The sequence below is a fragment of the Vibrio sp. K4 genome (assembly GCF_051122595.1).
Lineage (GTDB): Bacteria > Pseudomonadota > Gammaproteobacteria > Enterobacterales > Vibrionaceae > Vibrio > Vibrio owensii.
The window spans coordinates 2116871-2131179 of the sequence record NZ_CP178578.1 but is presented as its reverse complement, the minus strand read 5'-3'; the positions used below and the strand labels follow the sequence as shown (position 1 = coordinate 2131179).

Annotated in this window: 11 protein-coding genes; 6 read left to right on the top strand and 5 right to left on the bottom strand. The window is 46.1% G+C overall.

The features are described 5' to 3' along the window. Positions 1–13: 13 nt before the first annotated feature. The 6 genes from ACLIIY_RS26965 to ACLIIY_RS26940 all read left to right on the top strand — a co-directional run bounded on the left by ACLIIY_RS26965 (position 14) and on the right by ACLIIY_RS26940 (position 6427). On the top strand, positions 14–760 hold the full coding sequence (locus tag ACLIIY_RS26965) for an outer membrane lipoprotein-sorting protein (RefSeq protein WP_434528902.1): 747 nt from the start codon (positions 14–16) through the stop codon (positions 758–760). 66 nt (positions 761–826) lie between these two features. Further along, positions 827–2056: an ABC transporter permease gene (locus ACLIIY_RS26960; protein WP_434528901.1), complete on the top strand. Its 1230-nt coding sequence runs from the start codon at positions 827–829 to the stop codon at positions 2054–2056. Continuing rightward, positions 2046–3281, top strand: a complete 1236-nt coding sequence (locus ACLIIY_RS26955; RefSeq protein WP_434528900.1) for an ABC transporter permease — start codon at positions 2046–2048, stop codon at positions 3279–3281. Before ACLIIY_RS26960 ends, ACLIIY_RS26955 begins: the two co-directional genes overlap by 11 nt. Then, positions 3281–3994 carry an ABC transporter ATP-binding protein gene (locus ACLIIY_RS26950; RefSeq protein ID WP_434528899.1) on the top strand — a complete coding sequence of 238 codons (714 nt, stop codon included), beginning with the start codon at positions 3281–3283 and terminating at the stop codon, positions 3992–3994. Before ACLIIY_RS26955 ends, ACLIIY_RS26950 begins: the two co-directional genes overlap by 1 nt. Then, a complete protein-coding gene (locus tag ACLIIY_RS26945) occupies positions 3987–5246 on the top strand; it encodes a hypothetical protein (RefSeq protein WP_434528898.1) in 1260 nt (419 codons plus the stop codon). The genes ACLIIY_RS26950 and ACLIIY_RS26945 overlap by 8 nt, the downstream gene beginning before the upstream one ends. A gap of 290 nt (positions 5247–5536) precedes the next feature. Further along, positions 5537–6427, top strand: coding sequence for a sigma-70 family RNA polymerase sigma factor (locus tag ACLIIY_RS26940; protein WP_222325153.1), 891 nt, complete (start codon positions 5537–5539; stop codon positions 6425–6427). A 62-nt stretch (positions 6428–6489) separates the two neighbouring features. Here the strand turns inward: ACLIIY_RS26940 and ACLIIY_RS26935 are convergent, their stop codons facing one another. The 5 genes from ACLIIY_RS26935 to ACLIIY_RS26915 all read right to left on the bottom strand — a co-directional run bounded on the left by ACLIIY_RS26935 (position 6490) and on the right by ACLIIY_RS26915 (position 14308). Next, the gene (locus ACLIIY_RS26935; protein ID WP_434528897.1) at positions 6490–6858 is read right to left on the bottom strand and encodes a hypothetical protein; all 369 of its coding nucleotides are present in this window, start codon (positions 6856–6858) and stop codon (positions 6490–6492) included. Between the two features lie 108 nt (positions 6859–6966). Continuing rightward, the gene (locus ACLIIY_RS26930) at positions 6967–9105 is read right to left on the bottom strand and encodes an ATP-binding cassette domain-containing protein (RefSeq protein WP_005442632.1); all 2139 of its coding nucleotides are present in this window, start codon (positions 9103–9105) and stop codon (positions 6967–6969) included. Then, positions 9102–10688: an ATP-binding cassette domain-containing protein gene (locus ACLIIY_RS26925; RefSeq protein ID WP_434528896.1), complete on the bottom strand. Its 1587-nt coding sequence runs from the start codon at positions 10686–10688 to the stop codon at positions 9102–9104. Before ACLIIY_RS26925 ends, ACLIIY_RS26930 begins: the two co-directional genes overlap by 4 nt. Next, positions 10678–12102 carry a TolC family protein gene (locus ACLIIY_RS26920; protein WP_434528895.1) on the bottom strand — a complete coding sequence of 475 codons (1425 nt, stop codon included), beginning with the start codon at positions 12100–12102 and terminating at the stop codon, positions 10678–10680. The genes ACLIIY_RS26925 and ACLIIY_RS26920 overlap by 11 nt, the downstream gene beginning before the upstream one ends. Beyond that, the gene (locus ACLIIY_RS26915) at positions 12077–14308 is read right to left on the bottom strand and encodes a response regulator (protein WP_434528894.1); all 2232 of its coding nucleotides are present in this window, start codon (positions 14306–14308) and stop codon (positions 12077–12079) included. Before ACLIIY_RS26915 ends, ACLIIY_RS26920 begins: the two co-directional genes overlap by 26 nt. Position 14309: the final 1 nt, after the last annotated feature.

Sequence of the window (14309 nt, the reverse complement as noted above, 5' to 3'; positions counted from 1 at the left end):
GTCGAGGACGGTTATGCGTACTGCTTTGTTATCTCTATTGTGTTGGTCCATTTCATTTACTGCTGTGGCTGAAAGTGCTTTTGATATCGTTCAAAAGTCAGATCAAGCAATGCGCGGTGATTCCAGTTATACCGAATCTACAATGGAGATCATTCGTCCTGATTGGACTCGGTCGATGACCATGAAGAGTTGGACAAAAGGGACGGATTTGTCTTTGGTGTTGGTTACGGCGCCAGCCAAAGATAAGGGCAGCGCTTCTCTAAAACGACAAAGAGAAATGTGGAATTGGGTGCCGAGTATTGAACGAGTCATCAAAATTGCGCCATCTATGTTGAGCCAATCGTGGATGGGCTCAGACTTCACCAACGATGACTTAATCAACCAGTCTTCTATCGTGGTCGATTATCAACATCAATTGAAAGGCGAGGATACGTTTGATGGCGACAAGGTTTGGGTGATAGACGCCGTTGCAAAGTCCGATGCTCCTGTGGTTTGGAGCAAAGTAACGTTGTGGATTTCCAAATCGACCTACCTACAGCGCAAAGTAGAATTCTACGATGAGTTTGATGAGCGAGTGAACGTGATGACGACCTATGACGTGAAAGAGCTCGGGGGGAGAAAATTGGCGACCAGAATGGAAATGCAGCCGCTTGATAAGCCAGAGAACAAAACCGTACTCATTACTCACCAAGCACAGTTTGATTTCGATATCGATGACAGTTTCTTCTCTCAGCAACAGATGAAATTGCTGCGCGACTAAGTTTGGGTAAATGAACGGCTAAAAGAAGAAACGGACAATCAAACATCAACGGAAGGAAGCGAATCAATGCTTGTGAAACTGGCTTGGCGAAACCTCTGGCGACAAAAACGCAGGACACTACTGACGGCGTCTGCGTTGGCATTGGTGCTGTTTCTTTCGCTTATTACGCGAGCGTTTCAAGAAGGCAGTTATACGTCCAATATCAAAAATGCCGCCAAGTTTTATACGGGTCTGATTCAACTGCAAAACCCCGAGTTTGGTGACTCTTCCAGCATTGATGATGTCTTGCCGCAAACCAACACCTTCATTTCAGCGGCGAAAAACAATCCCAATATTGATGTGGTATTACCTCGGGTAGAATCTTTTGCTCTAGCTGCAAAAGACGAACGCTCAAAAGGCGTGATGGTACTAGGCGTTGAGCCTGAAGCGGAAGATCGGTACTCCAATATCAGTGACAAATTGATTGAGGGAAGCTACATCCAATCAGTGCAGAAATCAGTGCTAGTCGGTGGTGGTTTAGCCAATTATTTGCAACTCAAGGTAGGCGATGAATTGGTGCTTTACGGTGCCGGGTATCGAGGACAGACCGCGGCAGGTTTGTATCAAATCTCGGGCATTCTTCATTTTCCTTTGCAGCAGCTTGATTCTCAGTTGGTCTACATGCCGCTCGATACTGCGCAAAGCCTGTATTCATTGGATGACCAAGTCACCGCATGGGTTTTAAATACGGAGAGTTTAAGAGACTTACCTAATACCGTTGAACAGCTTAAAGCCGAGTATGGCAAAAATGTCGCCGTGAAAGATTGGAAGGAGCTGTCGCCAGAGATGGCACAACAAATCGCCTTGGATAAAGCGGGCGGTATTTTCTTAATTTACATTCTCTACGGTATTGTTGGTTTTGGTTTGTTCGCGACAATCTTGATGACGACATTGGAACGCCAGCGCGAGTTCGCCGTCATGCTGGCAACCGGAATGCTGCGTTCCAAGCTCGTCCTTTTGCTCACGATAGAGTCTCTGTTTATGTCCGTCATTGGCATCTTTATTGGGCTTATTGTGAGTGCCCCTGTGTTGGGGTATTTCTACTTTAATCCAATCGAAATTACCGGCGATGCTGCCAAGCTCATGCGCGAAAGTGGTTTTGAACCTATTGTGCCTGTTTCGCTCGACCCACACTTACTGCTCAATCAAATCGCCGTCGTGCTGTTCATTCTTTTATTATGTCTGCTTTACCCAATGGTTCGCATGCTTCGAATGCCCATTGCGGCAGGGTTAAAAGGAGGTGCTCATGCTGGTTAAGTTGGCTTGGCGTAACTTGTGGCGCAACAAGTTGAGAACCTCAATCATGCTCGGAGCTATGGTATTTGGCTTGATGGGCGTGGTTGCCATGATGGGATTCATGAATGGCTTGGTCGATAGCATGATTAAGAACGCCATCTCTTGGCAAACCAGTCATTTGCAGATCCAGCAAAAGTCCTACTTAGTCAATCCAGAGCTAAAAGATGTGATTCCCGATGCGGAAAAGATAAGCAAAGTGTTGGCGAGTAACCGAGAAGTGAAAGCCATTTCTGAGCGATTTCTAGCAGATGGCATGATAGCGTCGGCGCGCAGCACTCGTGGTATTCGCATCAACGGCGTTAATATCGAGCAAGAGCAAAACATCACGCCACTCTCGAAACATATTGTTGACGGAGAATGGCTGAGCGAAGAAGGCAGAAATCCGATTTTAGTATCGAGCAAGATAGCTGAGCGATTAAAGCTACGTGTCGGCTCCAAAGTGGTACTTACTCTGTCTGATGTGAACGGAGAGGTTGCAGGGGCGGCGTTTCGTGTTCGAGGTATATTCAAAACACCATCGACAGGGTTTGATGACGGGAATGTTTACGTCCGAAAAGCGGATCTTGAAAAGGTAGCGGGGCTGAGTGGCACGCACGAAATTGCGATACTCCTTACTTCTAATAACGATGCTGAGCTCAAGCAGTTACTGGCGTTCACTCACTCTATTTTGCCGCCGGAAAGTAAAGGCTTGCTCAGTGTGAGACCTTGGCAGGAGATCCAGCCTTTGCTCTCTACCATGATGAGCACGATGGATGTTTCCAACCAAGTGACGCTCGTGGTGTTTGTGCTGGCGATGACCCTTGGCATCATCAATATCATGCTGATGTCGGTGTTTGAACGCACACGAGAGTTCGGTGTGTTAATGGCTGTCGGCATGCAAAAACACAAGATACGCTTGTTGATTGTTTTTGAAACCTTGTTCCTCGGATTAAGCGGTTGTGCGCTTGGGTTGCTCGGGAGTGCAATTATGCTCAAGGTGCTGAGTATTACCGGATTGTCGCTGGCTGGCATGGCAGAGGGGCTAGGGGCTTATGGCGTGGATACCTTGCTTTATCCACGGGTATCGATAGCGGAATATCAAATGATCATTGTCGCGATTTTTGTTGCCAGCTTTATCGCAGCCCTGTATCCCGCACGACAAATTTTGAAGCATCGACCTGTGGATGCCATGGCGGAGAAAAGCTAATGACCATCAAACTACAAAACCTAACTAAGATTTACAACGCCGATGGTGATTACCCTGTGCACGCAGTGCAGTCGGTAGACTTGGAGATTAAGCAGGGTGAATTTGTTGCGATCATGGGACCATCTGGTTCGGGAAAAACGACGTTGCTGAACATGATTGGCGGTATTGACTCCCCAAGCTCTGGCAAAGTGGAAATCGACGGCTGCATGATTTCATCAATGTCAGAAAAAGAGCTGATTGCCTATCGTCGCGATAATATAGGCTTCATCTTCCAAGACTACAGTTTGTTACCTGTGTTAACCGCGCTTGAGAATGTGGAATTCGTCATGCAGCTGCAAGGTAAAACCGAGCGAGAGTGTCGTGAACGTGCGACGTCCTTACTTGAACAAGTGGGATTGGCGGAACAGATGAATAAGGTGCCAGGTAAGATGTCCGGCGGACAGCAGCAGCGTGTTGCGGTTGCTCGTGCTTTAGCGCCGAAGCCTCGTTTTGTCATGGCCGACGAACCTACTGCCAATCTGGACGCCAAAAGCACCGGGGAGTTGCTCGACATTATGGAGCAACTTAGCGAACAAGAGGGAACGACGTTTATCTTCTCGACCCATGATCCGCGAGTGATAAAACGTGCACACCGAATTATCGTGTTTGAAGACGGTCGTTTAGCGCGTGATTTCAGTAATATTGATAATCGTGCAGAGAGGTCGCATGCATAGAGCTGTTTCCTATTTGTCTGCGACTTGCACTAAAGCTCTCCGATTACATACTTGCTCGCCAAGAACGAACATAAATTCAGTGTTTATTAAGGCGTTAAGTCTTTCATTGCTTAGTCTTCAGGCAGGTTCTGCCTTGTCTGCTATTCCCGGGTTAGAGCCGCAAAAGTCATGGGATTTGGATGGCTATATCAAATACATGGCAACCTACAGTATTCCTGATGGAACTGATAATACGTTCGATAACCTGATACACAATCGACTTAACTTTGAATACCGTTTTTCCTCTAGCTGGCGTGTGAATGTTGGGCTACGAAATCGAGCACTTTGGGGCGATTCTACCGACTTTCCTGGCTATGCCGATTTGGTTGCGTTGGATTCTGGTTACATGGATTTAAGCAAAAACTGGCATGAAGATGATGTGGTCATTAACAGTCAGCTTGATCGTCTATATCTCACTTGGCAGCAAGATGACTGGGGAGCGCAACTAGGGCGCTTTCGTATCAATTGGTCGATGAATACGATATGGAATCCAAACGATATCTACAATGCGTATTCGATTTACGACTTTGACTATGAAGAGCGAGCAGGCACGGATGCGGTCATGCTGAGCAGAAAGCTGGGCTTTGCCGATGGGGTAGATTTGGTGTTTTCACCAGCTCGTCAGTCAGGACAAGACAGTGCCTCACTGCGTTACTTCGCCAATCAATCGGGATGGGATTATCAGTTTATTGCAGGGCGAGCTCGGATGGATTACGTACTCGGCGCTGGTTTTGCAACGGATGTGTTTGATGCGGGTTTTCGTGGAGAGCTCACGTGGTTTGATCCCATTGATCCAGAATTTAAGGGTGAACCGACCAAAAAGACCACGGTTGCCAGTATCGAATCGGATTACAGCTTTGGCGGCAAACGCAGCTGGATGGGGCGTGCAGCGTGGTTATTTATCTCTGAACCTCAAGATGCATCAAGCGCATTGGCGTATTTGAATCTTCCTCTCGATGCAAAAACGTTGAGCTTTACACGAAATACATGGTATGCCGATGTGAGCTTTGACTTAACGCCTTTAAACCGCGTCACGCTCTCAACAAGTTACTACGACGATCATTCCTATTTCCTTGGGATATCGAGTAACTACTCCCTTGCTAATGACTGGCAATTGCTCACGGTAATCCAAAGCTTTAACGGTAGCAGTGGCAGCTTGTTTGGCGAAGTACCTGCGACTTTGTTGTTTGCTAATATTAAATACAGTTTTTAAATATATGTTTTAAAAGTGAATTTATTTAACTGTTAGTAAGTGAAACTCTTCTATCAACTCTGATGTAAATACGATACTGAATGTTGCTCCATAAATACCAACCCGCTCACGCTTTGACAGTTGAGTGCAGGGTTGATATGAAATTAAATGCAATTTCTTGGTAAAGCTAAAAAGCCTTGTCTACACTCAACGTAAAACGAATGTTATTCGTTGGGTGGCATATTGATTGAGCCACGGAGAAAAGTAGCCAAAGAGCTACACCAGTAAAGTTGGCTGATAAGGACGGGGAAATGAACAACGAGTGTTTTGCTAGGTCCCGAGGTGTCACGGATGAGATGCCAATGAAAGAAACGTTTTCTACAGGTAAAGATCCTTATGCACATTACCTAAAAGACATCGTGGGGATTGATTTACTCTCTCGAGAAGATGAACGGCATTATGCCAAACTCAATCGAGCGGGGGATAAAGAAGCGCGCGAGGTGATGATCGAATCTAATTTGCGTTTAGTGGTGAAGATTGCCAAAAGCTACTTAAAGCGTACTGGCAACAACTTCACGCTGCTTGATTTGATTGAAGAGGGCAACATTGGCTTGATCAAAGCCATCGACAAGTATGATCCTGAGCCGGGTTATCGCTTTTCAACTTACGCAGTGTGGTGGATTCGCGAAAACATTGAAGCGGCATTAATGAACAACGGTCGCACGGTGCGTTTGCCTGCTCACGTTTGTAAAGAGATAAATAGCCTTGCGTCGAAAAAGCATGATGCGAGCAAAACCATGAGCAAAGACATTTCGATTTCAGAGTTGTCCCATTGTTCAGGTGTAAAGGTAGAGCGTGTTGATGAGTTAGTCGCGTTGAGTGGCTTTATCGATGTTTCAACAACTGTTGACCTTAATCATGCGCCATTTGTGCTCGAACAGTGCGAAAGCGAATACACAACAGATCCACAGCAAGATTGCGAAGACCATTGCTTTACTCAAGCACTGGAGCACGTCGTTAACACATTGCCTGTGAAGTTACAGCAAGTGCTGATTCATCGCTTCGGCTTGTTTGAACATAATGTGAAAACATTAGCTGAAGTCGGTGACTTACTGAATGTCTCTAACGAACGCGTGAGACAAATGCAGAAAGAGGCGGTAGAACGAATACAAAAACGTCTTCAGTTTGATGGATGGGTTTGAGACCGATAAATAGCTTCTAAAAAGCCAGCGTCATTGCTGGCTTTTTTCTATTTGCGTATTGTTCAGTTGGTCTTTGCTTGCTCTTCGGCAAACAGCAGTAACTCAAGTTGTGCTTTCGCGGAGGGTTCGAGTGTCCAGATGCTCAACATGCGGTTAAGGGCAGCTCGATACACTTTGCTCTTGAGTAAGAAAGCGAGGGTGCTCGTGTAGTTGTTCACCACTTGAGTTTGTGTTGCCACTAGCTCCGCTTTGTTTGCGATGTCGATTTGCTCGAGATTGAAATTAGGCAAAAATGCACACTCGTACCACACTTTGACAATCTCGCGGATTTCGAGTTCTTCTTCAGGCACATCAAAGTCCTGTAATGCGTGGTTTTCCGGTATCGCTGATAAATAAACCACATCCAATTTGTCAGCAACAAATGTATACATCTGAATCCTAAATACCTCTAAATCTCGGTCGAATCATCTCTCTGGTTTATATCTTTGTCAATTGTATCTGTCTGATTAAAGAGTTAATTGTGAATAAGCGCCACAGTATTAACTTAAGCTGTTTAAGTATTTGTCTGTTAAGCCAAAATATTTCAAGTTGCCGTCTGGCTCTAATACCAAACTCATGTTCGAAGTGGCGATCAAGCCCGGATCGTTGGTAGAGAACACCACGGTTTTGTTTAGCAATTTATCGGTGAACAAGCGGTTGAAGTACTGGGCATTTTCTTGCTCAGCGCCATTAAATGGCTCATCGATGATGATCAGTGATTGCTCACAGCTTCCAAGCCCCAGCGCGAGGCGCAATTTCTGTTGAATACCGTTAGGTAAATTCTTGCATTTATCTACGCTTAGCTGAGTGTTCAATCCTTCTGGCAACCACGCATCGAGTTCGAAAAAGCTCACCATCTCTTGCATCTTTTCTGTAGGGATGAGTCCATTATGCAAGATGAAGTTAGTCTCCAGAGAGCCTTCAAAAATATGCAAATTAAACGGGATGTAGTTAATCGAGGTCCGGTAGCGATAACTGTTGAACTGTTTGATGTTGTAGCCGTCTACCGACACTGCGCCTTGGTATCTATCCTCTAAACCCGCAAGAATGGAGATTAGCGTGGTTTTGCCGCAACCAGTCGGTCCACAAATCACCACCTTCGCCCCTGGGGCAATTTTAAACCCGAGATTGGTTAAGCCCGTTGCCGCGCCAGTGTAGCGATGGCTTACACCGCTGCCGACAATGCTGCCTTGGAACAGGCGAATAGGGGGGCTTTTCTCTAACGTTAGCTTGTCGTCATTCATTGCCATAAGGTTGTTGATTTGCGCAGAGGACGCCTTGATGGATTGGAATTTGGATATGGAGTTGTAGATACCCATTATCGGACCTAACGCCTTCCAGACTAAAATTACGGTTGCAAGCATGGCACCAGCGTCAGACGTTCCATCCATTACACCAATAACCGCGGTCACGATACTTGCGGTACCTATCACCTGAATCAAACTGCCACCTGCGGCTTGAACCTTGCTGTTGGTCACCGCAACGTTCTCTGCGTCGTTGGTGCTTTGCATGTGTGAAGCACTGAAGCGAGATTGAATAACGCGCAACAGTGGTAAGCCTTGGATGGTTTTGATGCCGCGAAGAATCTCATTCCATTGGTAAGAAACCATGGCGTTAGCACGTGAGCTCTTAGACGTGGCTTGTGAATAGATGTAACGAGAATAAACACAGAACACCAACATCAGAATCAAACCCGCCATGACGACCAATGCAGCGGTTCCTGACATGATGGCAATCGCGACAATGAACACGATAACAAACGGCATGTCGAAGTAGCTCAAGGTTGACTCTGCCGTTACTAATCGGCGGAATGTGTCGATGTCTTTTAAACGCGCCAACTGAGAAGACACGCCGGCGGTGGATGTCATCGCATACGGGAGCCATAGCAGTTTGGATATAACCGCTTGAGAAATGTGCACCGCCAAATCCTTACCTGACGTGGCAATGATGTTGACCCGCATTTTCTTAAAAAAGTATTCCGAGAACCCCACAATCACCGCAAACAACGTGAGCCAATAGAGCGTGGCTTGGGAGCTAGACGTCAAGGCGAAGTTGTACACACTCATAATAAAGAAGGGTTGGAGCGCGCCCAAGATACTGATCACGAAGCTCAGAATAATCAGGCTTTTGAGTTCATTGTTGTAGCGATAAAACGCGTATTTAATCCAGTTACTGCGGTCTTGAGATTCTGGTGGCGGCTCTCGGAACAAGCGCGAGTATTCGCTGATCGAGACCAACAAACACGGCTTTTTGCAGAGCGGGTATTCAATGGTATTGTTATTGGTGTAATCAAACAGGATCAGTTTGCCGTCTTTAGTGCCCAAGAAAATCGCAGTGAGGTTTTCGATCTCGATAAAACAAGGATGAGGGTGCCCCTCGATGTGTTCCAATGTTTTTAATTTGGTGACGTCACAACGGTAACCAAGGCGTTCAATGGTGGCGATAAAACTGTCGCTGTCTTTTGGTTTAGGGATAAAAGCGTCACTGAGGATAGAAGGCGTGCCTTCCCATTCAAGCGCAATGAGGGTGTAAGCTAAACCACGAATCAAAGGTGACTGATTGTATCGCTCGTCATAACTGCGAGCCTCAAAGTCCAACAAGCGCTGAGGGACATTATTAAAATCAACCAAAATGCTCATTGGTCACCTCCGGTAAGTTTGACGCGTTTGAGGCGATGATTGAGTTTGTCCATCTTATTGCTGACGATGATGAGGATTTTGTCGTTGGCGCGATAGGCGGTACTGGTCAAAACCAATCGAGCAAAGTCGTCATCATAAACACAGTCGATGTCGTCGAAGATCAACACACGTTTGTTCGCAAGTAAGGCACGCACCAGCAACAAGGTATAAGCGACTTGGCGTGAGAATGGGTTGCGTAAATGTCCTTTAAGCTCGGTGTAAAAACCAGCGGGCAGGGCATCGATTTGTGCTTTTATGTTCATGGTTTCGCAAAGCGCAAATGCGGTGTTGTTTAAGCTCGGGCGGAAACAAGTCAAGTTGTCGATGATGGTGCCTTCGACGAACGAACTGGTTTTGTCGACCATGAGCACGCTATTACGCCAGACGTTGTAGTTGACATCATCGAGCGGTGTCTCGTTGATTTGGATATCGAGCTTGCTGTCGGTGTTTTGCCGCGTAATGCAGTTGGCGAGGTGGGTTTTGCCTGCGCCGCTTTTCCCTGTTAGCAAGTAAGCCTGACCGCGTTCAAACTCGATGCGTTGTTTTTCCGAATACTTCACCGAGATGCGCTCGACTTCTGTCGTGTCATTTTGTTGTTCTACAGACGCAGCAAGCTCAAGCAGTTCGGCGATACGTTGAATATGAAGCTTGTTCAACTCCCAGCGGCTCACCGTGCGCATCACTTGTTGGTAAGGGGCGAAGTAGCGGTTGGTAAGCATGATGATGGCTGCCATGATGCCTTGGCTAGATTGCATGTTGATAACTGCCGTTGCCAAAACCACCACCACACAAGCGATGGAGAGCTGTTGTATGAGCGAAAGGATAAGGCTGAAGTTTGATTCGATTTGCTCGTATTTGATGTTCTCGACTTCACGTTCTTCCACCATTTGTGTCATCAAGCTCTCAACGCGATATTCCATATTGCGTGCTTTGATATCGAGTGGGCTAGAGATGATCTCGATGATTTTTGAGGTGGTTAAGCCTTCGATATCGGATTTGTTTTCTAGGCTGTTGATCTTTTGCTTGGAAAGGCTGAGTGCGAACATTGCTAAAACGATGGAGGCGAGCAAGATGGTCACCCCTGCCCAGATGTTGATCAGACCGATAATCAGAATGGTCAGTATGCTGACGGCAAGGTTGATCAATGCCCGTACAGATTCTCCGCCAAAGAAGGATTTAATCTCTGGAATGGTAGCAATTCGCTCTAGGTATTCACCGGGTTCTAGGCGACGAAACTTCGATATCTCAGCCAAACAGATGGATTGAAACACCTTGTTGGTTAAGTTGGTTTCGAACTGCTTCATGATCACCGACGAAATCTTCTCTTCCTGATTCTTTAAGTGATAGTCGAGGAAGATGGTGATCAAGATAATGGCAAACAGAAGAAACAGCGTGTCTTTCGCTTGGTTAGGTAAAACACGGTCAAAGATAATCAGAATCGAAAAGGGCAACACTAAACCAAACAGTGTTGAGATGACCGTTGAGAAAGTCAGGTAACACTTGTCAGCAAAGTTAATCCTTTGGGAAAAATGCTCAGTTTGCATTGCGACCTCCTTTCTTAATCGATGGTTTGGAGAGAAGGTGTTTTGGAACTAAGTCTTGATTGCTTCTGCCTTCGATATCACTCATCAACTGCATGATGCTTTCGATGGATTGCAACGACAGCATGCCTTTGATTTGCTCAAGTTTGATCGATTCAATGATGTAGTCATAGCGCGCGCTCTCGTAATCACGTAGTGCGCTAAACAGTTTACTTTCCGCTGCCAGTAAGTCGGTAATGGTTCGCGTACCAAGTTGATAGGCGCGTTGAATTCCTTTGTAGGAAGCGTAGTTGGCTCGGATAATGTTCTCGTAACTGCTAATAGCTCGGGAGAAGTCATTAATGTTGAGTACCGAGGTGTTAACGCTATTGCGCGTCGTGAACAACGAATCTTGGTACAGCAGCTCGGTTCGCTCGATGGCAGTTGATGATTTTTGATAACCGTAGTAATCCGAACCGCCGGAGAAAATCGGCACATTCAAGTTCAAACCGACGCTGGTGGAATTACTGTCCCCTGTTGCGGTGGGGTCGGTTCGGTCATAGTTGTTCGCGTCGTCGTAACGGTAACTGGCAGAAAGCGATACGGTCGGCACAAAGTTTGAACCGCTTTCTTTCAAGCCTCTTCGGCTGCGTTCTACGGTTTTCTTCGCAACCAATAAATCGTTATTGAGCTTCAAAGCTTGTTCAAGAATCGCGCGTTGTTCGGATTCGCTGATTTCCGCCAAGGGCACGCTTTCGTAGATGTCCTGCGATGGGGTGACTGGATATTGAACTTGAATCTCTAAACCGTTCAATATCACACGTCGATCTTTCTCTAAGGTTCTTAAGCGGTTGGCAATGCCTTCTTTCTGAGCAATTACCTCATACAACTCGCTCGCCGCAGTGTTGCCGAGCTCCACGTTGCGACGCATTTGGCGCTCACGTGTTTCAGACGATTTAAGCTCGACTTTGGTAGCTTTGATTTGCGCGTTATTTTTCAGGTACTCGAAATATTGCGTCGCGATTTCAGAAATGGTGCTCTGGATTTTGTTCTCGTGCTTAATTTCTTCAATGTTGAAATCAAGCTTTGCGGTGCCGTATTTGAAGATGTCGCCAAGGTTAAACACCGATTGCGATAAAGACACGCTGTAGCTGTTTGAGTTGTAGCTAGAACGCGTATCCGGTGTTCCAGCTAATATGGTCTCATTTTCATTCCATGTGGTATCAGCAGCACCGTTTAAAGAGGGCAGAAACTTAGAGCGGCTAATGTCGATGTTGTATTCGTTTTCTTCCACGCCTTTATCACTAGCGCGTAGAGATAAATTGTTTTTCAAGCCGAGTTTGACCGCCTCAAGCAAGGTGGTCGCCATTGCTGAAGGAGCATTGCTCAATGTAAGCGCTGCCAATACGCAGCTAGTTAAGTTTCTGTACCGCCACATACTTGTTGATCACCTTGATGATTTCGTCGTTTTTATAAGGTTTGCTGATCACGTAATCCATTCCAGCTTCGATACAAGCTTGGTGTTCATTACTGCTGGTCAATGCTGTCGCACCTATGATGGTGCAAGGGTTTTGTCCGCTTTCTTGTTCATATTGTCGAATGCGTTTGGTTGCTTCAATACCGCCCATGCCTGGCATGATGCAGTCCATAAAAATGATGTCGGAGCGCTGATTCATGAAGTGCTGAACAGCGTCTGCGCCATCGCCAACGGTGTCGGCTTCGTATTCTTGCTTGCTCAAAATACGTTTGAGTAGAATCTGTTGAACACGGTCATCTTCCACAATTAGGAATGAGCTGTTCTCCATCTGATCTTCAGAGGCTTCCGCTTCCATGATTGCCAATAGGTTAGGGATGAACTCATACGGAATCGCAGGAGAGTTCAGAATCTTGTCGACAAAGGTATGGCTCTCTTGTGCTTGTTGAGTGCTAGTGACAGAAAGCAGCAATTTAGTATTCGGGTGATTGCGCAGTTGCGACTTCACCGTTTTGCTCAGTGAGGGCAGCTTGTTTGGCTCGAATGTGTCGGTCAGCATAATGGCATCGTATTCGCCAAAGGTTTTTGCAGCAGAGAAGAGCTCGTTCGGGGTGCGAACTGGTGTGATCTCTAATCCTAAGTTGACCAACATTTTGTTCATTACATCAATGCGCAACTGAGAATTGGCACACAGCAACAAACGTTTATTGTCGAAGCGAGTTTTCTCGGTGTGGAAGCTCTTGGCTTTCAAATCGAGCTGAATTTGAAAACGTTCCTGATTGCCCGATTGATACCAATGGCTCTCGTAATAGCCGTAATCTTTCAGTACGCTTTTCGCCAAATCGTCTTTGGTTGCGGTGTGCTGTTTATGGTCGCTCCAGTGTAGGGTATTGAGCTTGGCAAACGGCACATCCAGTGTGGTTAAGAAGTTTAGATTGATGGTTAAGCGAGTGTTTTCAATGTCTGACGCCGCACCTGATTCAATGGTGACAAACAGTTTCTTATCGGCTTTGAGTTGAATGGCATTCGATAGCTGTAGGAACAACACCCAGAATAAGCTGGTGGATTGCCCTTCAACACGATTTGGTAAGTTATCCGAGATAAAGCAGTCTAGTTCACCTTCATTTCGCTGCACTTTGGAACTGATGTGAATCATCAATTCAGACAGCACATTAAGCAGTGAAAACTCTTTCGATTTGCTCTCGGTCCCTTGTGAAATGAGTCGGTTGTAGTTCTCTGCCAATTCAGACAGGGTATTGGCAGCCGAGGTTATATCTTGCGCCATCAACACGCCGCTCTCATCGGTCTCTTGTACGAGATATTGCACGCCGCCGTTAATGGTGTTGGTGATGCCTCGAATCTCGTAACCAATCAGAGCATAGAGCTGCTTGTAGAGATCGTTATTGCGTTTTTGCTCTTCGAGTTTGCTGAAAATCAGTTTGAGGTGAGAGTAGATCTGACGCTGCTTCGGATTGATGCTCACTTCATTCAGCAACTCTTCCAACCTTTGTAAATCCAGTTGTTTGAGTTCTTGATAAAGCCCATCGAATTCTTGGTCAATGTCTCGCTCATTCGAACTGGATTTTTTCAGTTTTAGAATTGCCACTAAATTCGATAGGACGGCGATACCAACCAACACAACAACGACCATAAACAACCAAATGAAGAACTCGTTTTTCTCCATCATTAGGTCGCTCGCATGGTTGTTAAACATGGTGCGATAGTTGTCGTCCATTTGTAGGTAGTTATTGGTGAGCGAGAGATACAGTGCCAACACATCGTCACGTGTTTTTGAGCTGTCCGAGAAGCGATTAATCGCCAATTCAAGTTGCGTATATTCGGTCGCGCCCACCAAGCTAAACTCGGTTTTGTTGAGTGACGCGAGAGATTTAAACTGGTCAATTTCGTTCTTCAGAACCTCAAAATCGAGCTCTGTTGTACTGCAATAACGCGCGGCTAAACAGCGTTGAAGCGTTTGGATATCAAGTTCGATGGTTTGGTTGAGTTGTTGAGCTTGAACTAACAGAGGCGCGTTTTGCACTTGCTCCACTGAATCCACTTTTTCCCAAGATACATACAAATAAAAGGCGAGGGCAGCCAGCACCAAGCTGAAAGCAATGCTTAGGCGCATAACAGGAACGGAAATATTGTAGGAAGGTTTGTTACTCATC

Bases quoted from the DNA above. Each gene is read 5' to 3' on its own strand.
- ACLIIY_RS26920 (WP_434528895.1), bottom strand. From the start codon at position 12,102: ATGTGGCGGTACAGAAACTTAACTAGCTGCGTATTGGCAGCGCTTACA.
- ACLIIY_RS26950 (WP_434528899.1), top strand. From the start codon at position 3,281: ATGACCATCAAACTACAAAACCTAACTAAGATTTACAACGCCGATGGT.
- ACLIIY_RS26915 (WP_434528894.1), bottom strand. From the start codon at position 14,308: ATGAGTAACAAACCTTCCTACAATATTTCCGTTCCTGTTATGCGCCTA.
- ACLIIY_RS26960 (WP_434528901.1), top strand. From the start codon at position 827: ATGCTTGTGAAACTGGCTTGGCGAAACCTCTGGCGACAAAAACGCAGG.
- ACLIIY_RS26955 (WP_434528900.1), top strand. From the start codon at position 2,046: ATGCTGGTTAAGTTGGCTTGGCGTAACTTGTGGCGCAACAAGTTGAGA.
- ACLIIY_RS26965 (WP_434528902.1), top strand. From the start codon at position 14: ATGCGTACTGCTTTGTTATCTCTATTGTGTTGGTCCATTTCATTTACT.
- ACLIIY_RS26935 (WP_434528897.1), bottom strand. From the start codon at position 6,858: ATGTATACATTTGTTGCTGACAAATTGGATGTGGTTTATTTATCAGCG.
- ACLIIY_RS26940 (WP_222325153.1), top strand. From the start codon at position 5,537: ATGAACAACGAGTGTTTTGCTAGGTCCCGAGGTGTCACGGATGAGATG.
- ACLIIY_RS26945 (WP_434528898.1), top strand. From the start codon at position 3,987: ATGCATAGAGCTGTTTCCTATTTGTCTGCGACTTGCACTAAAGCTCTC.
- ACLIIY_RS26930 (WP_005442632.1), bottom strand. From the start codon at position 9,105: ATGAGCATTTTGGTTGATTTTAATAATGTCCCTCAGCGCTTGTTGGAC.
- ACLIIY_RS26925 (WP_434528896.1), bottom strand. From the start codon at position 10,688: ATGCAAACTGAGCATTTTTCCCAAAGGATTAACTTTGCTGACAAGTGT.